This window comes from Marinicella marina, from assembly GCF_030065545.1.
GTDB classification, from domain to species: Bacteria; Pseudomonadota; Gammaproteobacteria; order Xanthomonadales; family Marinicellaceae; genus Marinicella; species Marinicella marina.
This window is the reverse complement of sequence record NZ_JASJNC010000007.1, coordinates 231,595-252,273: the sequence shown is the minus strand read 5'-3', so window position 1 is coordinate 252,273 and position 20,679 is coordinate 231,595. Positions and strand designations below refer to the sequence as shown.

General features: G+C 43.1%; 17 protein-coding genes. 11 read left to right on the top strand and 6 right to left on the bottom strand.

The window, feature by feature from the left end; all coding sequences use genetic code 11:
- Positions 1-49: 49 nt before the first annotated feature.
- Genes bamA through dnaE form a run of 8 tightly spaced genes read left to right on the top strand, consistent with a single transcriptional unit; the run spans position 50 to position 10,409 of the window.
- Positions 50-2,479 carry an outer membrane protein assembly factor BamA gene (gene bamA, locus QNI24_RS11915; protein ID WP_283708726.1) on the top strand — a complete coding sequence of 810 codons (2,430 nt, stop codon included), beginning with the start codon at positions 50-52 and terminating at the stop codon, positions 2,477-2,479.
- 3 nt (positions 2,480-2,482) lie between these two features.
- Positions 2,483-3,001, top strand: a complete 519-nt coding sequence (locus QNI24_RS11910) for an OmpH/Skp family outer membrane protein (protein ID WP_267177288.1) — start codon at positions 2,483-2,485, stop codon at positions 2,999-3,001.
- 9 nt (positions 3,002-3,010) lie between these two features.
- Positions 3,011-4,036, top strand: a complete 1,026-nt coding sequence (gene lpxD, locus QNI24_RS11905) for a UDP-3-O-(3-hydroxymyristoyl)glucosamine N-acyltransferase (protein ID WP_267177289.1) — start codon at positions 3,011-3,013, stop codon at positions 4,034-4,036.
- Entirely contained in the window at positions 4,029-4,481 is a 453-nt protein-coding gene (fabZ, locus tag QNI24_RS11900) for a 3-hydroxyacyl-ACP dehydratase FabZ (RefSeq protein WP_267177290.1), read from the top strand. The genes lpxD and fabZ overlap by 8 nt, the downstream gene beginning before the upstream one ends.
- Entirely contained in the window at positions 4,478-5,248 is a 771-nt protein-coding gene (gene lpxA / locus QNI24_RS11895; RefSeq protein ID WP_267177291.1) for an acyl-ACP--UDP-N-acetylglucosamine O-acyltransferase, read from the top strand. The genes fabZ and lpxA overlap by 4 nt, the downstream gene beginning before the upstream one ends.
- A complete protein-coding gene (lpxB, locus tag QNI24_RS11890; RefSeq protein ID WP_267177292.1) occupies positions 5,248-6,390 on the top strand; it encodes a lipid-A-disaccharide synthase in 1,143 nt (380 codons plus the stop codon). Before lpxA ends, lpxB begins: the two co-directional genes overlap by 1 nt.
- Entirely contained in the window at positions 6,387-6,950 is a 564-nt protein-coding gene (gene rnhB, locus QNI24_RS11885) for a ribonuclease HII (protein WP_267177293.1), read from the top strand. The genes lpxB and rnhB overlap by 4 nt, the downstream gene beginning before the upstream one ends.
- Positions 6,951-6,953: 3 nt before the next feature.
- On the top strand, positions 6,954-10,409 hold the full coding sequence (dnaE, locus tag QNI24_RS11880; RefSeq protein ID WP_267177294.1) for a DNA polymerase III subunit alpha: 3,456 nt from the start codon (positions 6,954-6,956) through the stop codon (positions 10,407-10,409).
- On the opposite strand, the gene QNI24_RS11875 is transcribed toward dnaE, so the two are convergent.
- Complete coding sequence (locus QNI24_RS11875) at positions 10,406-10,963, bottom strand: hypothetical protein (protein ID WP_267177295.1); 558 nt, start codon at positions 10,961-10,963, stop codon at positions 10,406-10,408. The two genes, dnaE and QNI24_RS11875, sit on opposite strands and share 4 nt — an antisense overlap.
- A gap of 11 nt (positions 10,964-10,974) precedes the next feature.
- Positions 10,975-12,414, bottom strand: a complete 1,440-nt coding sequence (locus tag QNI24_RS11870; RefSeq protein ID WP_267177296.1) for an IPT/TIG domain-containing protein — start codon at positions 12,412-12,414, stop codon at positions 10,975-10,977.
- Positions 12,415-12,540: 126 nt separating this feature from the next.
- Here QNI24_RS11870 and QNI24_RS11865 point away from each other — a divergent pair, with 126 nt between their 5' ends.
- On the top strand, positions 12,541-13,695 hold the full coding sequence (locus QNI24_RS11865; protein ID WP_267177297.1) for a DUF3108 domain-containing protein: 1,155 nt from the start codon (positions 12,541-12,543) through the stop codon (positions 13,693-13,695).
- A 27-nt stretch (positions 13,696-13,722) separates the two neighbouring features.
- On the opposite strand, the gene QNI24_RS11860 is transcribed toward QNI24_RS11865, so the two are convergent.
- Complete coding sequence (locus tag QNI24_RS11860; protein ID WP_267177298.1) at positions 13,723-13,995, bottom strand: DUF4242 domain-containing protein; 273 nt, start codon at positions 13,993-13,995, stop codon at positions 13,723-13,725.
- 157 nt (positions 13,996-14,152) lie between these two features.
- Between QNI24_RS11860 and QNI24_RS11855 the strand changes: the two genes are divergently transcribed.
- On the top strand, positions 14,153-14,881 hold the full coding sequence (locus QNI24_RS11855; protein ID WP_267177299.1) for a winged helix-turn-helix transcriptional regulator: 729 nt from the start codon (positions 14,153-14,155) through the stop codon (positions 14,879-14,881).
- A 35-nt stretch (positions 14,882-14,916) separates the two neighbouring features.
- Here the strand turns inward: QNI24_RS11855 and hemH are convergent, their stop codons facing one another.
- Both hemH and QNI24_RS11845 read right to left on the bottom strand, forming a co-directional pair.
- A complete protein-coding gene (hemH, locus tag QNI24_RS11850) occupies positions 14,917-16,005 on the bottom strand; it encodes a ferrochelatase (RefSeq protein ID WP_267177300.1) in 1,089 nt (362 codons plus the stop codon).
- 88 nt (positions 16,006-16,093) lie between these two features.
- Positions 16,094-16,969: a cation diffusion facilitator family transporter gene (locus QNI24_RS11845; RefSeq protein WP_267177301.1), complete on the bottom strand. Its 876-nt coding sequence runs from the start codon at positions 16,967-16,969 to the stop codon at positions 16,094-16,096.
- 78 nt (positions 16,970-17,047) lie between these two features.
- On the opposite strand from QNI24_RS11845, the gene QNI24_RS11840 reads away from it, so the two are divergent.
- Positions 17,048-18,295, top strand: a complete 1,248-nt coding sequence (locus QNI24_RS11840; RefSeq protein ID WP_267177302.1) for an MFS transporter — start codon at positions 17,048-17,050, stop codon at positions 18,293-18,295.
- Between the two features lie 44 nt (positions 18,296-18,339).
- Here QNI24_RS11840 and QNI24_RS11835 read toward each other — a convergent pair whose 3' ends face one another.
- Complete coding sequence (locus tag QNI24_RS11835; RefSeq protein ID WP_267177303.1) at positions 18,340-20,583, bottom strand: DUF1631 family protein; 2,244 nt, start codon at positions 20,581-20,583, stop codon at positions 18,340-18,342.
- Positions 20,584-20,679 lie beyond the last annotated feature (96 nt).

The window sequence follows — 20,679 nt, the reverse complement described above, 5'->3', positions numbered from 1 at the left end:
GCGAAATCTAATTTTACTTTTGCTGCTTTTATCTTTTAATGTAAAAGCAATGGATACTTTCACGGTCAGTGATATCAGAATCATTGGCGCAGACAGAATCTCTCACGGTACCATATTTTCATACCTGCCTATTGAACGCGGAGATGTGGTTGATGCCGATGCGGTCAGGGCTGGAATCAAGGGCGTTTTCTCAACCGGTTACTTCAGTGACGTTAAAATGTTGAAAGAAGGTGACGTATTAGTGGTTGAGGTTACTGAACGGCCAGCGATTGCTACCATCAGGATTGATGGTAATAAAAGTATTAAAACCGAAGAGTTGATGCAAGGTTTAAACAGTATTGGATTATCCGAAGGTGAGGTGTTCGATAAGCTTGAGTTGGAAAAAGTTAAGAACGAATTGGTACAACAGTTTTTTTCTCGAGGAAAGTACAACGTTGAAATCGATACCAATGTCAAAGAATTAGAGCGTAACCGGGTATTGGTAAATATCAATATTAATGAAGGCAAAGCAGCCAAGATTAAACACATAAAAATTGTTGGTAACACGGTCTTTACTGACGAGGAGTTAATTGGGGCTTTCGAGTCAGACACCACCAACTGGCTGTCGTGGTATTCACAAGATGATCAATATTCGAAAGAAAAACTCAATGGCGATCTAGAGAAACTTAAATCCTATTACCTCGACAGGGGTTATGTCAATGCAGAGGTAGAGTCAGTACAGGTGACCATCAGCAATGATAAGAAAGACATCTACATCACAGCCAACATACAAGAGGGTGAGCAGTATCAATTTGGTAAGCAAGATTTAACCGGTGAATTGATATTCGATAAGGACATCATGCAGAGGTATCTGATCAGTCAAGAAGGTCAGACATTTGCGCAAAATAAAATCGAATTAACCAATACCACATTGAAATCAGTGTTGGCAAACCGTGGTTATGCCTTTGCTGAGATTACACCAGTCACCGATGTCGATGAAGAGAGCAAAACTGTAGATGTGACCTATTTTGTGGTACCTGGCAAGAAGGTTTATGTCAGAAGGATTAATTTTATTGGTAATACAAAAACCAAGGATGAAGTGCTCAGACGAGAAATGCGCCAGTTCGAAGGTGCTTGGTTCTCACAAGCCCTGGTTGATCGTTCTAAACTCAGGTTACAACAAAAACCTTACTTCGAGCAAGTAGATATTGAGACTGAGCAAGTGCCAGGAACTGAAGACCAGATAGATGTCAACGTTACGGTCAAAGAGAGAAACTCGGGCCAATTTACTTTTGGCTTGGGCTTCTCACAACTCAGTGGACTCAACTTTTCAACCAGTGTGTCGCTGCAGAATCTATTGGGCACGGGTAATACTTTGTCGGTTGCAGTGAACACATCAGATTTCTACAAAAGATTGAACCTCTTATATGAGAACCCTTATTTCACAGACGATGGCATTTCGTTGGGTTATAGTTTGAATTTTACCAATATCAACCAAGGTGACGCCAACATTGCTCAATACAACTCCACTAACGGCAGTGTGGGTATCCAAGCCAGTTTCCCAATCACAGAATTTGATCGAATCTATACCAATTTGTCTTATGAACGGATTTCTTTGCGAGCCACTGAGCGTTTTACCGCACAGGCGATTGTTGATGATTTGATTGATTTGGGTGGTTATGCCTATACCTGTATTGATCCTATATTAAGACCTGAAGACGACGCTGACTTACCACGTTTGACCAACCAATGTTTTGATGGTGGTGTGTTACCTCCTGCCACTGGCGTGGATGATGAAACCATCTTGGTGCCATTCCAATTCCGTCGTGCATTTACCTTATACAAAGCTGAAGCCAGATGGGCAAGAGACAGTCGCAACAGGTTCTTTAATCCCACCCGTGGTGCGTTCCATTCGATTGGTTTTGAGGCCTCATTACCCAGCAGTACTGCTGAGTTTTATAAGATTAATATCAAAGAGAATATCCTCTTTCCTTTGACCGATAAATTCACTTTGTCATTGCGCGGTGAAATTGGTTATGGTGATGGTTATGGCGACACTTCGGGTCTGCCGTTCTTTGAGAACTTTTTTGCTGGCGGCGTGAGTTCAGTGCGGGGTTATGATGATAATACTTTGGGTCCCAAATCAAATGTGGGTGGCCCTTTCCCATCTGAAATAGAACAAAACATCCCGACTACATCCAGAACCGGTGATCCTATAGGTGGTGCGCTGAAAGTAGTGGGTTCGGCTGAGTTGGTTTTCCCTCCACCCTTTGCTAAGGAGTCCAGTAATGCGGCTCGTTTGGCTTGGTTTGTTGATGTGGGTAACGTCTTTGATGACACCGATTCATTTGAAGCACGTGAGTTAAGGATGTCCACTGGTATCGCTCTGAAGTGGCAAGCCCCAGTTGGTCCGATTGTTATTTCATATGCTTATCCATTTAACAAAGACCGCCTTGATCGAACAGAGCGATTACAGTTCACCTTTGGTAATACCTTCTGATTGATGCGTAAGCTGTGGCTACAAGTTATCGTGATTAAACTCAGTTTGTTGAGTTTGGGTGACGCTGTGGCCGAAGGCAAGATTGGTTATGTTGATATGAATACATTGATCAGCCAATCGCCACAAATCCTTGCAGCAAACCAAACTTTAACTACCGAATTCGAAGAACAAAATTCTCGAATTTCAGAGCAAGAAGCCAATTTACAGGAATTAGAAAATACCATTTCAAAAGAAGGTAATTTTATGACACCTGATAAATTGGCTGAATTGCAAGAGCGGGCACGCATCTTGGAGCGACAAGTCAGACGCGCTAAAGAAGACATGAAAGACGCCATCACGATTCGAAACTCTCAATTGGTGGATGATGTACAACAAGAAATACGTGCTGTGGTTGCAGCTTATGCGCAAGAAAATGGTTATGATGCCATACTCATCAATGCCATTTTATATGCCAATGAAAAAATCGATATCACCGAAGAGATTTTGCAACAATTGCGGGTTAATTATTCATCTGACCAATAGGGTGAATGTATGATTACCTTAGCCGAATTGGCCCACAGCCAAAATAAAACATTCAAAGGTGATGGTGATGTGGTACTGCGTGCAGTGGCTACATTAATCAATGCCGGCGCTGAAGATATTGCCTTTTTGGCTAACCCCAATTACACAAAATACTTAGAAAACACGGCAGCTGGTGCAGTCATCCTTGATGCCAAGACAGCGGAAAACTATACCGGTAATGCATTGATTGCTGCAGACCCTTATGTCACATTTGCGCACGTTGCACAATTTTTTCAACAAGCCAAGCATGAGGGTCAGCAAGTTGAACCAGGTATTCACCCAAGTGCTGTGGTATCGGAGGCTGCTGAAGTGGCAGCTTCGGTTTCAGTAGGGCCGCTGACTCACATTGATGCTGCCAGTAAGGTGGCTGATAACTGTTGCATTGGCTCACATGTTTATATCGGTCAGGATGTTCACATTGGTGAGGATTGCCAAATCAAATCAGGAGTTAAGATTGAAGCAGGAACCCGTATCGGAGATCGGGTCATCGTTCATCCAGGTGCGGTGATAGGTGCCGATGGTTTTGGTTTAGCGCGGGATGCACAAGGCTGGGTTAAAATTCCACAAACAGGGGTGGTCGAGATTGGTAACGATTGTGAAATTGGCGCTAACACGACCATAGATTGTGGTGCCATAGAAAACACTGTGCTCGGTGACGATGTGCGTTTGGATAACCAAATTCAAATTGGTCACAATGTTCAAATTGGTGACCACACGGTGATTGCTGGATGTACTGCGGTTGCTGGATCTGCCAAAATTGGTAAGAATTGCTTCATCGGTGGCGGTGTCGGGATTGTTGGTCACATAGAAATATGCGATGGTGTAACCATTCAGGCGATGGCGCTGGTCACCCACTCAATCAATCAGGCCGATTCTTACAGTTCAGTGGCGCCATTACAACCAACCAAACAGTGGCGCCGCAATGCGGTCCGAGCCAAACAATTAGATCAACTGGCAAAACGTGTCAGACTTTTGGAGAAAAAGATTAATGACTGAGGATAATAAAACCATAGGTGTTGAGCAAATCATGCAGCTCATTCCTCACAGGTATCCCTTTTTATTGGTGGACAAGGTAATTGATTATGAGCCAGGTGAGTGGATCAAAGCCATAAAGAACGTCACATTCAATGAACCTCAATTTGAAGGCCACTTCCCTGGCCACCCAGTGATGCCAGGGGTGATGTTGGTTGAAGCGATGGCTCAAGCAGCTGGTGTTCTGACCCAGCTGTCTCGCGATGGTTCTGCCAATGATGCTTTGTTCTATTTGGTCAAGGTCGACAATGCCAAATTCACTCAAATCGTCACACCCGGTGATCAATTGGTGTTTGAATGTCAAATTAAAAAAGTCATCAGAAACATGACACAATACCAATGCAAAGCCACAGTCGACGGCAAAGTCGTGGCCAAAGCAGATATTTTATGCGCAGAGAAAAGTAAATGATTCATCCCACTGCCATCATCGATCCATCAGCTGAAATAGGTGAAAATGTCAAAATAGGACCCTATTGCATCATCGAAAAAGACACTGTTATTGGGAATGATTGTGAGCTCAAGTCTCACGTGGTTGTTGCCAAACAAACACAGCTCGGCAGTGGTAACAAAGTTTATCCATTTGCCTCGATTGGTGAAGACCCGCAAGATAAAAAGTTTGCCGATGAACCGACACAGCTGATTATCGGTGATAACAACACCATACGCGAATACGTCACCATCAACAGAGGAACTGTTGATGATAAAGGCCTCACCCAAGTGGGTGATAACAACTGGATCATGGCCTATGTACACATTGCTCATGACTGTATTTTGGGCAGTCACACCATCTTAGCCAATTGTAGTTCGCTGGCAGGACATGTTCATGTGGGCGATCACGCCATTCTCGGTGGGTTCACTAAAATCCATCAATTTTGTCGCATAGGTGCCCATGCTTTTTCAGCCATGGATTCAGGATTCCAAAAAGATTTACCGCCCTTTGTTATGGCTCAAGGCAACCCTGCCAAACCCAGAGCCATAAACTTTGAAGGCTTGAAACGGCGGGGTTTTGATAAGAACAGGATTTCTCAAATCAAAAAAGCCTACCGAATTCTATACAAATCAGATCTCAAATTAGAACAGGCAGTTGATGAGTTACAACAAATGGGGCAAGAATCAGCTGATGTTAAATTGATGGTTGAGTTCATAACAAACTCATCCAGAAGCATCATTCGTTGATGCCAGCAAGACCGGTAAAGATAGCTGTGGTGGCTGGCGAGGCTTCCAGTGATATGCTGGGTGCGGCATTACTCAAAGATTTAGTGCAAGTTAACTTACAGATTGAAGTCATCGCAGTGGGTGGTAATAAAATCAGAGCGACCCAAGCGCGCATCATTCAAGACAATGAAGTTTTTTCAGTGATGGGTTTGGTGGAAGTATTGAAAGATTTGCCCAGTTTGTTGAAAGTGAAAAAACACATCGTCGAACAAATCATTGCTTTTAAACCGGATGTGTTTATTGGCATAGATTCACCTGATTTGAATTTTTCAATCGCCAAGGCGATGAAGAAAAATGCCATTCCAGTGATTCATTATGTCAGCCCCTCGGTTTGGGCTTGGCGCCCTAAACGCATTTTTAAGATGCAAAAATTCATAGATGCTTTGTTAACCCTGTTCCCATTTGAAGTGCGCATTTATGAGCAGACATCGATCAAAGCGCAATTTGTGGGTCATCCACTGGCTCAACAGATTCCTGTTAAGGTCAATAAAAAGCAACACAAAACGACATTGGGTATGGCTGATAAAAAAGTCCTGGCCATGTTGCCTGGCAGTCGCAACCGTGAAATAAAAACATTGGTACCGTTGTTCGCCCGCACCATCAAACAGCTTAATTTGGGTGATGATTGGGTCATTTGCAGCAGCAACATCAGTGCTGAGAAAATTGCTTTGACTGAGTCGCTGACGCAGTCTGAGGGCTTACAGGTTAAGTGGATCGATGATGCCACTGAATTGTTACAAGCAGCAGATTTTGCTTTGTTAGGCTCGGGTACTGTGGCTTTGGAGTCGATGTTGTGCAAAACCCCTATGGTGGTTGCTTATAAAATATCTGCTGTGACTTGGTGGCTGGTGAAAACATTTAAAATGATGCAACTAGATTACTATTCACTGCCGAATGTACTGCATGGTGATTTTCTGGTCCCTGAAGTGATGCAAACAGCACTCACGATTGAAAATCTGACAAGCGCTTGTGAGGAGGTTATCAATCGACCAGATCCTGAAATGTTAATTGCTGAGTTTGAGCAATTACACCAAACGCTGTTACCACCACATCCCCATCAAGCGGCATTGGCGGTGCAACAGTTTTTGGAGCAAAGGTCATGATTGTCGGTGTTGATGAAGCTGGTCGTGGACCACTGGCAGGTCCTGTGACTGTGGCTGCAGTGGTACTTGGTGATACGATTGAAGGTTTAGATGATTCAAAAAAATTATCTGAAGCAAAGCGTCTGTTATTGGTGGATGAAATCAAAACCAAAGCCTTGTGCTGGTCAGTGGTTCACGTTTCAGTTGAACGCATTGATCAAATCAATATACTACAAGCGACTATGCAAGGCATGCAACAAGCGGTAAAACAACTGAGTATTTCTCCTGAGAAAATTTTAGTGGATGGAAACAAGTGCCCAGAGTTCGATGTGGCCAGTGAGGCCATAATAGGAGGTGATGGCAAAGTGGCAGCCATCAGTGCTGCTTCAATCATCGCCAAAACTGAACGAGATCATTTGATGCAGCGCATAGCAGAGGATTATCCAGAATACGGTTTTGCACAGCACAAGGGCTATGGCACCCAACAACATTTAGATGCTTTGAAGAAGTACGGTCCTTGTGAGCATCATCGTAAAAGTTTTGCACCCGTTAAACAACTGATACAAATGGAATTGTTATAAATCATGGATAAGCAATTTGTTCATTTAAATGTGCACAGCGAATATGCCATTGTGGATTCCACCATCAGGATTCCACAATTGATTGAGAAAGTGAAGGCCTTGGGCATGCCTGCTGTGGCCATCACTGACATGAACAATGTTTTTGCCACCATTAAGTTTTTCAATGCAGCCAAAAAAGCCGGTATCAAACCGATCATTGGTGCCGATGTTTGGGTCACTGATCCGAATGATCCGGAATTGGTTTTTGAATTGACTCTGCTGTGTCAGAACCGCGCTGGTTACCTCAACCTCAGCCAAATCATCTCCCATGCTCAGTACCACCGCAATAACCACCACCAGCCCTGTGTTGATAGCGACTATATTTTTCAACACAACGAGGGTTTGATTGTATTGGCTGATAGCATGTTCAGTGATGTGGGTCGCTTGATTGCCAGCCAAAAGCTTGATGAGGCTGTGAGTTGTATGCTGCAATGGCAACAAGTTTTTGCTGACAGGTACTATTTGGCTCTGGCCGATATCGACCGTGAACATGAAGCCAGCTTCAACGCAGCAGTGATGTATATGGCCTCACATCAAGGCATACCAATGGTGGCCACAGGCCGATGTCGTTTCTTGGAAGCCGATGATTTTAATGCCCACGAAGCCAGGATATGTATTAACCGGGGCTATGTACTGGCAGACACCAAACGACCCAAAGAATACACCGGTGAGCAATATATCAAATCAAGTAAGGAGATGGTTGAGGCGTTTACCGAATACCCCAGTTTGATTGACAACAGCTATGCCATTGCCCAGCGCTGTAATTTGGATTTTAATTTCAAAGACTATTATTTGCCGGATTTTCCGGTACCAGATGGTCAAACCATTGACAGTTACTTTGCCTTGTTATGCCGTGACAACCTGAATCAATTCTTAGCAAGCAACGGTCCTGATCCTGATTATACCGAAGCCGATTACCATGATCGACTGGACCACGAAATCAAAGTGATCTTGGACATGGGTTTCCCGGGTTACTTCTTGATTGTTTCTGATTTCATCAAATGGTCAAAAGACAATCAAATTCCAGTAGGGCCAGGTCGAGGCTCTGGTGCTGGTTCTTTGGTGGCTTATGTATTGCACATCACCGATTTAGACCCGTTGAAGTATGAGCTGCTGTTTGAACGTTTTCTGAACCCAGAGCGGATATCCATGCCTGATTTCGATGTCGATTTTTGCATGGACAGGCGTGATGAAGTGATCGCTTATGTGGCAGATAAGTATGGCAAAGAAAAAGTCAGTCAAATCATCACTTACGGTTCAATGAATGCCAAAGCTGTGATCAGGGATGCTGGCAGGGTCCTGGGTTATCCGTATCCGGTGGTTGATGGTATTGCCAAGTTAATTCCTAATGATTTAGGCATCACCTTGACTGAGTCATTGAAAAAAGCGCCAGAGATGGCATTGCTTTATGAAGAAGACGAGGAAGCACAAGAAGTCATTGATTTGTCATTGAAATTGGAAGGCTTGAAAAGAAACGTTGGTAAACATGCCGGAGGGGTGGTCATAGCGCCAAGCGCCATCAGTGATTTTTGTCCCGTTTATGTTGAGGAAAACTCGCAGTCAGTGGTTTCTCAATTTGATAAAGACGATGTCGAGTCCATTGGCTTGGTTAAGTTTGATTTCTTGGGTTTGAGAACGCTGACCATCATTGATTGGGCCTTACAGTCAATTGAGAAGGAGACGGGGAATAAGCTGGATATCGCTGATATCCCCTTGGATGATAAAAAAACGTTTGCTTTGCTCAGGTCGGCAAAAACCACTTCAGTTTTTCAATTAGAGTCATCGGGCATGCAAGCATTGATCGGTCGTTTGCGACCGGACAGCTTTGAGGACATCATTGCTTTGGTGGCCTTGTATCGACCTGGGCCACTCGATTCAGGAATGGTGGATACTTATGTGAAGTGTAAACATGGTATGGAAACGCCTAATTACATGCATGATTCATTGAAAGAAATTCTTGAACCCACTTATGGGGTGATTTTGTATCAGGAGCAGGTCATGCAAATAGCACAAGTGCTCTCTGGATACACCTTGGGTGGCGCTGATATCCTGCGTAAAGCCATGGGTAAGAAAATTGCTTCGGTGATGGAGGAACAGAAACAAATATTCATTGATGGGGCAGTTGAACGTGATGTTGATGCGCAATTGGCAGCTGATATTTTTGCCCAAATAGAAACATTTGCTGGTTATGGTTTTAATAAATCACATTCAGCAGCATACGCCTTGGTTTCCTATCAGACGGCATATTTAAAGGCGCATTATCCTGTACATTTTATGGCTGCAGTACTCTCGGCTGACATGGACAATACCGATAAAGTGGTCAATCAACTGTTTGATATCCGAGGCTTTAAAATTGCGGTCAAACCACCTTATGTGAATGAGTCGGTGTACAAGTTCAAGGCCAAAGATGGAGCGATCATCTATGGCTTGGGCGCCATCAAAGGCGTGGGTGAGGGTGCGATAGAAGAAATCATCACGGCACGAGAACAAAATGGCTCTTTCGAATCGTTCCAAGATTTATGTACCCGAGTCAATCTGCGTAAAGTTAATAAAAGAACCTTAGAGGCCTTAATCAGGGCCGGTGCATTTGATCAATTACATGATAACCGCAGACAGCTGCTGGATGGCATGGAGCGGGTGGTTAAAGCGGCAGATCAGATGAGTAAAGACAGAGATGCTGGACAGTTTGATCTGTTTGGTAATGCCGCTGGCAACAGTTCATATCAGTCGATAAAATTACCGCTGGTCAAAGAGGATGAGAGGCTTGAACGATTACTGGCTGAAAAGACTGTCACCGGTACTTTTCTCAGTGATCATCCATTGCAACTGGCCAGTCAGTGCTTATCTCATGTGACCACATTTGAACTGAATAAGTTTCATGAAATGAACATCACCAACGCCCCAACCAAGGATTTCAGAGTGGTTGGTTTGGTAACTGGTGTCAGGCCAGGGTTCAAAGGCAAGATGAAAGTCAGGATTGTCGATCAATCCGGTGCCTTTGAATTCAATTTAAGTGAAGCGTTTTATTATGATAACCAAGACAAACTTGAAACCAATGCAATGATATTGATTGAAGGTACAGCAGGCATGAAAACCTTCAAAGGCAGGGATGGCAAAGCCGACAATGAAATTTTCATTTCATCGATCAATAACCTGTATAGTCTGGATGAAGCAGTGGCTTTGTTTTGTGATCGTATCTGTTTCGTGAGCTCAAAAAACAGTGATCAGCTAGGCGCACACATTGATGAGTTGTTGGCCAAACATGGCAAAGGTAAAGCGCAACTTTATATCCACTACAAGAACCAATCTCAAAAAGTTAACTTGAAATTGTCAGAACAATTCAAAATCAGACCTTCCTACCAGTTGATTGAAGAAGCGCTAACAAAACCCTCCATTCAACAGGTTTTGACTAAAAACTAACTGTCCTGATTGACCATCGCTATTTGTAATTGGTTATCGGTGATGTGCAGCTCAAAACTTTGATTTCGACCTAATTTCTTCAAATGCGTATTGATCATCAGAACTTGTTTGTTGGTGCCTGAATGTGCTTGTTGCCATTTGATGGTTGGATTATCTTTGATGTATCCCAGTGCGACAGATTGCTGTTTTTTTTGAGACAAACTGTATTCAAAACGCTGTTGGTTCACTTTTAAAACAATGTGGCATTCCTCATCGGGCCCATGGTAGGTGATGTGAATGACGGTTTTTGGCTGACTGAAAGCATATGCCTGTTTGCCCAACCACAAAGCGATCCTTGATTGAGGAAATACAGCCGCCAACAAGTCGATTCCTTTGAATCTGATGACGGCAATCAAAAGCGCAAACGCCCAGGCCATCACCGCGAATAACAACCAAAACCCTCGCAGAAAATCGGTCACAGAGAGCTGTTCAGGTGACCAGTCTGGTACGTATGTCCATAACAGCAGCCAAAGTAAGCCTACCAAGATAAAAAAAGTGATTGATTTTCTGAACACGTCCTTATGACTCAGTTTCCAGGGTCTACTGACCTATCTTCGAATTCAGAGAAAAAGATGCCGTATAACGCATCGCATTGGCCAGGACCGAGACACTGGGTTTGGCCTTCGGCAGGTTGTAATTCACTGTCTGGACATGATGTACAACTGGTTTGTCCCAATTCAGATTGGAACGTACCTGCTGGGCATAACGTGCAGGCTAAACTGCCACTGAATGGGGCGAAACTTCCCGCATCACAACTGAAACAGCTGTTTTGGCCAATGTCATTTTGGTAAGTCCCTGGTGCGCACAAAGTGCAGGCTGCGGCGCCGGTTGATGCCGCAACAGTCCCTGGTGCACAGGATTGACAACTGGACTGTCCGGTTGTATCTTGGAATGTGCCTTCGTTACAAGCGGTACAAGACTCTGAACCCGAGTTGGCAGCAAAGAAACCGGCTGCACAAGCTGTACAGGCTTGGTTACCCGTACCCGAGCTGATAAATCCAGGCGGGCAAAGCGAACAACTGTCTTGACCTGCTTGGTTTTGAAATTCGCCGGCTTGACATAAGTTACATTGTATACCACCCTCGATATCGGAAAATGTGCCTGCTGGACAAGCGGTGCAACTGGCTGCGCCGATATTGGGGCTGATTGTGCCGGTGGCACAATTCAGGCATTCAGATTGTCCTGGTTGGTCTTGGAATCTGCCTACTTGGCATGCATTGCATTGAACCGCACCTGCTGTTGCACTGAAGGTCCCAACTGAACAAGGTTGGCACGAAGCAGCTCCTACCATATCATTGAAAGTGCCGGGCTGACAAATCTCACAACTGGTTTGATTGGCTTGGTCTTGAAACCGGCCAGGCGGGCAGGCGATACATTGACCGTTATCTAAAAAATTCCCCGGCTGACAATCAGCATAAGATATAGCAAAACTGGCTGAAACGGCGCCATTGTTTTGTACCACTGTCAAGGGTTGGTTTTGGCCCTGGCCAGGTGGGGTAAGGCAGTCAATTTGGCTGTCTGTGACAAAAAGCGTGTTACAAACTTGACCACCAACCAATACTTGGGCTTGATTACTGCCGAAATTAATCCCAGTAAGTGATAATACTTCACCACCTTGTTGATTCAACTGATTTGGCAAGGCTGAGAACACCACGGGTGAATCATAACTGTAGACGTTGCTACCGGTACCAGTGTTTTGAGGACTGTCACTGATTAAAAGCACTGCTGCATCACCGGTGCCAGGTGGTACCGTGCAAGTCACTGTGTTACCTGAAACTTGTGCGTTACTGCATTCGTTTTGCCCGACAAAGACTTGGCTGAAACTTTGTTCGTTGAAGTCACCAATGATATCAATTAAGAGGGTGTTACCTCCCGCAGTCGGACCGTTGTTGGGAGAGATAATGAGGTCAATACCACCTGCTTGTGATGCCGATGCAAAAAGAATTAAACAAATTAGCTTACTCATGGTGACCCCTTTTTTTATTTTAATAGATAAATTCTATCACGTGTTTTCAAAGCATCCATTACTTTTGTGATGTTACTTTGCATGTTGAAGCTGCTAGAATCAAGGTATTCTTAGATCGGGTGTGGCATGAATAAAGTTTTGGTTTTGTTGGTTGTGATGATTGTGATTTCTCCAGTGATTTCAGGGAAGACAGTTTATTTAACCAGACATGCAGAAAAAGCGAATGATGGCAGTAAAGATCCGGTTTTGACCGCACTAGGGCAACAGCGTGCCGAAAACCTGGCTGACATGTTATCGGCTGCCAACATCGAACACATCTATGCCACCAACTACCAACGCACACAGCTCACAGCCAAACCGCTGGCAACCTATTTAGGCACAACAGTGAAAACCTATGATGCCAGTGACTTAACGGCATTTGCTGCAGAAATAAAAAAACAAAAAGGCAACGCCTTGATTGTTGGCCACAGCAACACCACTCCAATGTTGACTCATATGCTCTCAAACAAGCCAGTATTTAATTTAGATGAATCAGATTTTGATAACCTGTTTCAAGTTGTTTTTTCGGCTGATGAAGCCCGTTTGAATGTGTTAAAAAGCCTTCCCAGTAAAGCCACACAAACACGGCAAAAACTCACCCCGATGAATGAACATTTTTTTACTGGTGAATTGATTTTCAACATGAAATACAAAGGCGATGTGGTTGGCCAATCCAAACATCAGTTTGAGGCACAAGGTGATGTTTATGCTTTGCAAGAACATACCCGCATAGCAGACATGGAAATCGATGCAGTGATTAAAGCAACGGTCAGTAAGGAAAATTTACAACCAATGAGTTTATTCATGAATGGTTCAATGGGAAGTCCTGTTGATATTGAGCTTATGTGGCAGGATCAATTGGTTACAGGTCACAGCGAAATTCCCAGAGATAAGTTCAAGCAACAAGGAAAAATCAGTCTGAACCGTTCACTTAGTGCGCACACATTAGAGCGAACCAGTACCCTCATGTTGGCCCATATGATGCCAGTTAAAGCAGATCAGCCATTGTTGATTAATTGGTTCAATGGTTATGATGGTGATCAACGTTTGATTGATATTTCATACCAAGGTGAAGAACAGGTAACGGTGCCAGCCGGCACCTTTGAAACCTACAAAATTAAATACGCCGGTGGCGCCCCGTCACAATATTTCTGGATAGATAAAAAACAGGCCAAGGTAGTAAAAATTGAAGTGATTTACTCGCCTTGGCTGTTTGAATTACAAGCACATAACATCAACTGATTGAATTTAATACCCAATAATACGTAATTAACCAGCGGTTAGTGGGCTGATTGTATTCAAAATTTCAGTCACTTGATTGGCTGGAAAGCCTGAAAACTCAGCATGTTGCCTGATCAAGGCCTTATCCTCTGCAAGATAAACACAGAACGTTTTATTGCCTGCAACAAATGACTCCAGCCACTGTATTTTCGGACCAATCCTATTCAGCGCATCACATGATTGAGCGGCAGCAGCTTGTAAAGCGATTTGATCCATTGTGCCGATACTTGGAATGTCTCTTTCGATAATAAATTTTTTCATTTTATTTTCCTGGTTGTTTAATGGTGTCCTTAGTTTATGAAAGTCAAACAGCTTACATCCAGTGTAGTTTTTTTACTGCTGGGTACAGAAACAGTACTGGAATGATGGTTTTATGGGTGATAGCATGGTAAAAATTACCAGATAAGGGGTTCATTAGGTGAATGATTCAGACCAAGTAAAATACATCAGTTATGGCCAATACTGTCCTTTGGCCATGGCCAGTGAAATACTCTGTAACCGATGGACGGTATTGGTCTTGCGTGAATTGTTGTTTGGTTCCAGCACATTTAATGACATCAGTCGAGGCGTGCCGCGCATGTCGCGAACTTTGTTGTCTAAACGCTTGAAAGAGCTGGTTCAAATTGGTGTCATTACTAAACAGAGTAACCTCAAAGGGAATCAAATTAATTACCAACTCACCGAGGCAGGTGAGGCTTTGGAACCGGTGATAATTGGCATGGCGGGTTGGGGCCAAGAATGGTTACAAACGGCACCCTCCTTAGAAGATTTAGACCCGAGATTCTTAATGTGGGACATCATGCGAAATGCCCAAAATATTGAAATATTACCCAACCCGTTCATCACTCACATTCATTTGAGTGACATCGAAGAAGGACTCAATGATTATTGGTTGGTATTTGAAAATGATGCAGTGGATTTATGTAACAAAGACAATGATTATGATGTGGATGTGCAGATCATTGTTGATTCAAAAGTTCTGACATCTGTCTGGATGGGTTGGGATGATTTTGAATCAGCGGTACAATCAAAACAATTGAAAATCATGGGTGACCATCAATACACATCCGTGGCCAAAGATTGGCTGGGTCAAAGCATCGTGTCGGGCATTAAAAAAAGGCCAGAATCAAAACGCATAAATTATTGATTCTTAGGGCATAAGAAGAATCAATTTTGGTTCATTTATTCATCCATTTGCTTAAATAATTTTGCAGTTAATTTGTAATTAGGAGCATCTTTTTTTAACCAATGACCACAATGCGTGGTAATGATTTCAGCCAATAAAATGATGTGTGATGGGTCTGAATTTAAAGCGGGTATATAACTGAATTCATTACCGCCGGCTTCGATGAAATACTCCATGTTCTCTTCTGCAATTTCTTCCAATGTCTCCAAACAATCTGCAGCAAACCCAGGGCAGATAACTTGTACGTGTTTGTGACCCTCATTCGGTAATGCTTTTAAGGTGTCCATGGTGTAGGGTTTGAGCCATTCTTCCCGACCAAAGATGGATTGGAAAGTCACCCGATATTGGTCTTTACTCAGGCCCAGTTTTTCCGCCAACAAACGACCGGTTTTATGACATTCGCAGTGGTATGGGTCACCATTAATTAAGTATCTTTTGGGTACACCGTGAAATGACATCACCAATTGGTCGGGCTGGCTGTGTTGCTGCCAATGTTTTTTGACACTTTCGGCCAAAGCTTCAATGTAACCGGGGTGGTCGTGGTAATGATTCACGAAACGAGTCTCTGGTATCAAGCGCCAAGTTTGTAGTTCTGCAGTGACCGCGTCAAAAATAGACGCTGTGGTGGCAGCTGAGTATTGTGGATACAGCGGTAAAACCAACAGGCGATCAACATTTTGCTTTTTCAGTTGGGCCAAACCGTGTGGGATAGAAGGATTGCCATAGCGCATGGCGAGTTCCGTAACGATCTCAATATTCTGTGTCTTGAAATGCTCACTGATGGCAGTCTTTTGGTCTTTACTGATGGCCATTAAAGGTGAACCCTCACCGACCTCATCCCAAATGGTGGCATAGGCTTCAGCCGACTTCTTTGGCCTGATGTTCAGAATGATGCCATTGAGCACCAGCCACCAAATCCAGCGTGGGAAGGTTGGTTCAACCACCCTTGGATCAGACAGGAACTCTTTTAAATACACCTTTAAGGCTTGTTTTGTGGGTGCATCAGGTGTGCCCAAATTGACCAGTAAAACACCTACTTTTAAGGTGTCGCCGTGTTGGTAGTCGGTGGTGTTTTTGTATTTCACTGAACTGTATTTCCACTTAAGTAATGTCTGATTATTTTAATCAATTATGGTGATGACAGGGTGAAAGAGTTTTTGATTTTGGTCCTGTTCATTGGTCATCATCTTGGTGTGGCTCAACATGAATTGAGACATCTGCCACATTGAATCGCGCTACCAACAGGTCTTCCACTGCATGCGCTATATCGTGTGAATCAGTGATGTTCAAGCTGGCATCAACAGTGATGATTAAATCCACTGCTTTGTTGTTGCCAATCCATCTTGAGCGAACTTTTCTGACTGTTTTTACACCGTTGACTTGTTCGGCTTCTTTGCTTAAAAGCGTTGGGTCAATGGCGAACCCATCTACCAAAATTGGAATGACTTTTTGAAACAAGCCAAAAGCAAAATAAAAAACCAGTAAGGCCACAGCAATTGCACATAACTTATCCAACCACACCAGTCCCATGGCTGAAAGTTGCCAGCTGATGATGACTAAAAAGGTGGTTAACACATCGACCAAGGTGTGCTGTGCATCGGCATGAAGGATGTCAGAGTTTAATTTTTTGGCCCAATTACGTTCCCACATGGAAACTGAAAAGTTCATGGCCAAAACCAACAACATCAATACCAAACCCCAAGCTTCATTGGTGATTTCATTTGTATCGCTGGTGAAAGCCTGAATAATCAATTGCACCGCCAAAACCACCAATAAAGAAGCCAAAGCGAAGACTGCTATGGTTTCAAATTTACGGTGACCATAGGGGTGTTCTTTATCGGCTGGTTTTCCAGCCACTCGCATCACCATCCAGATCACCACATTGTTCAAGACATCGGTCAGCGAATGAATCGCATCGCTGATGATGGCCAAAGAGTTGGTGGTGAGCCCAACTATCAGTTTTAACACCAATACAACCACATTATAAAAGCCCTCAACCATAATGATTTGTTGCACTTTTTTGTCTTTCTTGGTGTTTGATTCTTGCATGATGGTCGCTATTTTAACGCATCAGATTTACAATTGGTTCAACATTGCTCACTTTCAACACAGGTATTGCATCAACACATGTTTCAGTTATTCATTATATTTTTGGCTTTGATCTTAAGTACTTGGTTGATCAAGCGGTTCTCAGGTTTGCCTAAAAACATCAGTTTATTGTTCCTCGCACAACCCCTGATAACGGCTGCTGCTCCGATGATGGTATTCATTGGTGGCATGGTTACGCAAAACATGGCGCCCAGTCCCAGTGTGGTGACATTGCCTTTATCAATGATGATAGCGGGTACTGCGGTTGCCACCATACCTGCGGCTTTTCTGGCACGAAAGTTGGGGCGACGCACTGCCACCATGCTGGGTTTCAGTTCTGGTATCCTCGGCGGGTTATTAGGTTTTATTGCGGTCCTCAATGGTTGGTTTGTTGTTTTCACCTTGGCTGCATTTATCATGGGATTCAGTGGTGCATTTGCTCAACAGCTCAGATTTGCTGCGATTGAGTCCTTATCTGATGCCAAAGACATTCCTAAAGCCGTTTCGGTATTGATGCTCACCGGTATATTTGCTGCCATGATTGGACCGGAGCTGGCTTTTGTCAGTCAACAATGGCTGGCTTTCGAGGCGCAATATGCAGGCGCTTTTATTGGTATCATGGTATTAGGATTGCTGGCGATTTTATTGGTATCGCGCTTTAAAGCGCCTGCAATTAAAGTAAGCGTTGTCGCGGGTGGTGCCAGACCTTTAAGCCAAATCATTAAGCAGCCAGTATTTATTGTGGCTATCGTGGCTGCCGCTTTGGGTTTTGGCTTGATGAGTTTGGTAATGACTGCCACGCCATTGAGTATGCACCAATTACATAACCACTCATTGGAGCACACCAAGTGGGTGATTCAATCTCATGTGGCAGCGATGTACTTACCTTCCTTGTTGACCATTTGGTTGGGCTCGAGGATCAAGACCAAGTATTTTTTATTCATTGGTACATTGATGTATATCGGCGTTTATATCATAGCCAATCAAGGCCATGAATTACTGCATTATTGGTGGGCTTTGATTTTGTTGGGTATTGGTTGGAACTTCTTGTTCTATTCGGGTACGACCTTGTTGCCGTTGAGTTACCGCGATGAAGAGCGGCATAAAGTCCAAGCCCTCAACGATTTCAGCATTTTTACTTTCCAAGGTCTGTCATCTTTGATGGCTGGCTGGGTTTTGTACCACTACCAATGGCAGGGCATATTATTGACTTGTATACCGTTTCTGGCCGTCATGGTATTGATCACCGTATTGCGATTCATTGACAGTAAAATGAAATACGATTGATTGAAGATGACTTGAATCGGGTAAAATGTCTCAGTCAGATGATGTCAGGCTGTTTTTTTAGACATTTTTTCTGCAATCTTAGACATGGCGCGATCTATCAATGGAATTTGTTGCATGGTTAAGAATTCTTCACGGCGAAATTTGTCAGCCAACTCTATGGGGAAAATATCGATCATTTTGTTGCCTTTGGCATCCACGAACAGCATTTTGCCACTGATGGGGCTGACCCATGACAATTTGACCCTGCGTGGATTGGTTTTGGCATCAATTTCAATCCATTCCCCCAATACCAAAGTCTGAGAGGCTTGGTTGTGAACATCGTCCAATTCAGGTAACCCCTGAGGTGGTCGCATGTCAGGATCAGGATTTTGAATCAAATCACCCACGCTGGACTCTTGATTGAATTCTTTTGAAAGTTTAAGGATGTCTGCTGGCTCGATAAAATCAATGGATTTTTCTTCCTGGCTGATGCCATTGATCTCTTTTAAACAGGTTTCAATTTCTTTCGATTTGACTCTCAATTCTTGGATGTCATAGGCAACCAGTTTCAATCCATCTATCATTTCATTACAAATATCTTTGATGGCATCATCAGAACGTTTGTCGGTATTTTCAGGGTTTGAAGCACTGACCAGTCGGCGCACAAAATCGCGGTGTTTGGTTAATAACTCGGGTGACTCTTCTTTTCTAAGTTCCGATAAAACCAACACATTGGCCCAAGGTTTTAGCAAAATTTCTCTGACCAAAGCCGGTATTTTTTGCCCTTTTAAATGACGTTTGAGGGTTTCGGCTGTTTTTTGCTTAGCCATATTAAGTCTTTCTCGACCTGAGACTTGTGCGGTGGTTCGTCTTTCAGTGATGGCAGAACGTTTTTTTAACTTCTGATCGAAGGTAATGAATCGCTCAATCAGTTTTTCATAATTGATGCTTTTTTCATGGTTTTTGAGAATGAAATCGACGATTTCTTTGACTTTCTTAACGAATACACCATTGTCATCAGTTTCTGGCGACCAGCCCACAGAGCATTCGGCGATTATGTTGAGTAATTTTCTGGCGTTGTTGTGCTTGTCGGAAAAGAAAGTTTTGTCTTTCAGTGCAATCTGTAAAAAAGGCAGTTGTAGCTTCGATAATATCAACTGAATGGTTTCTGGCAAATTACGGTCTTCGACCATGAACTGAAATAATTCTGCTATCAGGTCAATGGTGTTTTCATCAGCAGCAGAGATTTGTTGGCCCTCAGATATGGCTTTGAGGGTTTTAAGTTTCTTCAATAACTCATCTTTGAGATCAAGTGGACTGATGATTTCTTTATTTTCAAGTTCACTGTCACTGAATAACTCAACAGTGATTTGGTTCAAGGCATCACTGAGTTGTGAAAACTGAACAATATTTTCAGGGGTATAGCTTTGTTGCGGTGATTTTTCTCGATCGTGCTCAAGTATGTTGGCAATTTTCTTATAATTCTCATCTTCTTCACTTAAGGCCTGTGCCAGGTAATTGATCGAATTATTCACAGCATGGTTGCCTGCTGATTTGTGTTTTATTTCAAACTTTAAATCAGGCAAGATGTCATTTTTCTTGAAAAACTTATTAACCAGGCGATAAGCGGGCCCCAGGCTTTCCACCATGTCTTTTTCAAATAATTTAATGATCATCAATTTGATGTTATTTTCAGATTTGAGTAATTTCAGTGATGAAGCAAAGGCATTAACAATTGCATCGGGTCCGATTGGGTTTTCGTTGTTCTTTAAATCCTCATCTGCACCAGCCAATTCACTGAAACGGGCATTCAACAGGAATAGTTCTTTGGTGTATACCTGACTGATTTTGGCAGATACATTATTGATGGCCAATTTTTGGTCCAAGTCATCTTCTTTGATCAGAGTCAGTGCTTTTTTCTGGTCTTTGGCTTGCTCTTTATTTTCGATGAAATATATGTAGTCTTTGCTTTTAAATTTTTGAAAAATGACATTAACGTTTTTGGCAAACTGGCGGGTTAAATCGGCTTTGTTTTTTCTGGTATCGCCGATGGCCGTAAAATATGCGTTCTGCATGGCATTTGATTCTGCTTGTTCAGCCATGTCAAAGAAAAAGTCATTGAGACCCTCAAAAAAATGTTTCAACCTGGGATGCAGGTACTGAACGAAAATGCGGTGGGTTTCATGTAGGATTTGATTGAAATCAGCTGCACCACTGACTTTAACTGATTGGTCAATGGCTTGGCTATCGACTCGTTCAGTGTTTTTGTCGCTTACTGGCTGTTTTTGGTTTTCAGTTTCCTTTTTCATTCATTCAGTTGTGTAATTCAATTTAGCTAGAAAAACCTCTTTTTTAATAATGATTCATCAAACCTTCGAGCAAAAGGTATTGGCGAAATGCTGGCA

Excerpts from the sequence above, each read along its gene's own strand:
- bamA (WP_283708726.1), top strand. The coding sequence starts at position 50 with ATGGATACTTTCACGGTCAGTGATATCAGAATCATTGGCGCAGACAGA.
- QNI24_RS11910 (WP_267177288.1), top strand. The coding sequence starts at position 2,483 with ATGCGTAAGCTGTGGCTACAAGTTATCGTGATTAAACTCAGTTTGTTG.
- lpxD (WP_267177289.1), top strand. The coding sequence starts at position 3,011 with ATGATTACCTTAGCCGAATTGGCCCACAGCCAAAATAAAACATTCAAA.
- fabZ (WP_267177290.1), top strand. The coding sequence starts at position 4,029 with ATGACTGAGGATAATAAAACCATAGGTGTTGAGCAAATCATGCAGCTC.
- lpxA (WP_267177291.1), top strand. The coding sequence starts at position 4,478 with ATGATTCATCCCACTGCCATCATCGATCCATCAGCTGAAATAGGTGAA.
- lpxB (WP_267177292.1), top strand. The coding sequence starts at position 5,248 with ATGCCAGCAAGACCGGTAAAGATAGCTGTGGTGGCTGGCGAGGCTTCC.
- rnhB (WP_267177293.1), top strand. The coding sequence starts at position 6,387 with ATGATTGTCGGTGTTGATGAAGCTGGTCGTGGACCACTGGCAGGTCCT.
- dnaE (WP_267177294.1), top strand. The coding sequence starts at position 6,954 with ATGGATAAGCAATTTGTTCATTTAAATGTGCACAGCGAATATGCCATT.
- QNI24_RS11870 (WP_267177296.1), bottom strand. The coding sequence starts at position 12,414 with ATGAGTAAGCTAATTTGTTTAATTCTTTTTGCATCGGCATCACAAGCA.
- QNI24_RS11865 (WP_267177297.1), top strand. The coding sequence starts at position 12,541 with ATGAATAAAGTTTTGGTTTTGTTGGTTGTGATGATTGTGATTTCTCCA.
- QNI24_RS11860 (WP_267177298.1), bottom strand. The coding sequence starts at position 13,995 with ATGAAAAAATTTATTATCGAAAGAGACATTCCAAGTATCGGCACAATG.
- QNI24_RS11845 (WP_267177301.1), bottom strand. The coding sequence starts at position 16,969 with ATGCAAGAATCAAACACCAAGAAAGACAAAAAAGTGCAACAAATCATT.
- QNI24_RS11840 (WP_267177302.1), top strand. The coding sequence starts at position 17,048 with ATGTTTCAGTTATTCATTATATTTTTGGCTTTGATCTTAAGTACTTGG.
- QNI24_RS11835 (WP_267177303.1), bottom strand. The coding sequence starts at position 20,583 with ATGAAAAAGGAAACTGAAAACCAAAAACAGCCAGTAAGCGACAAAAAC.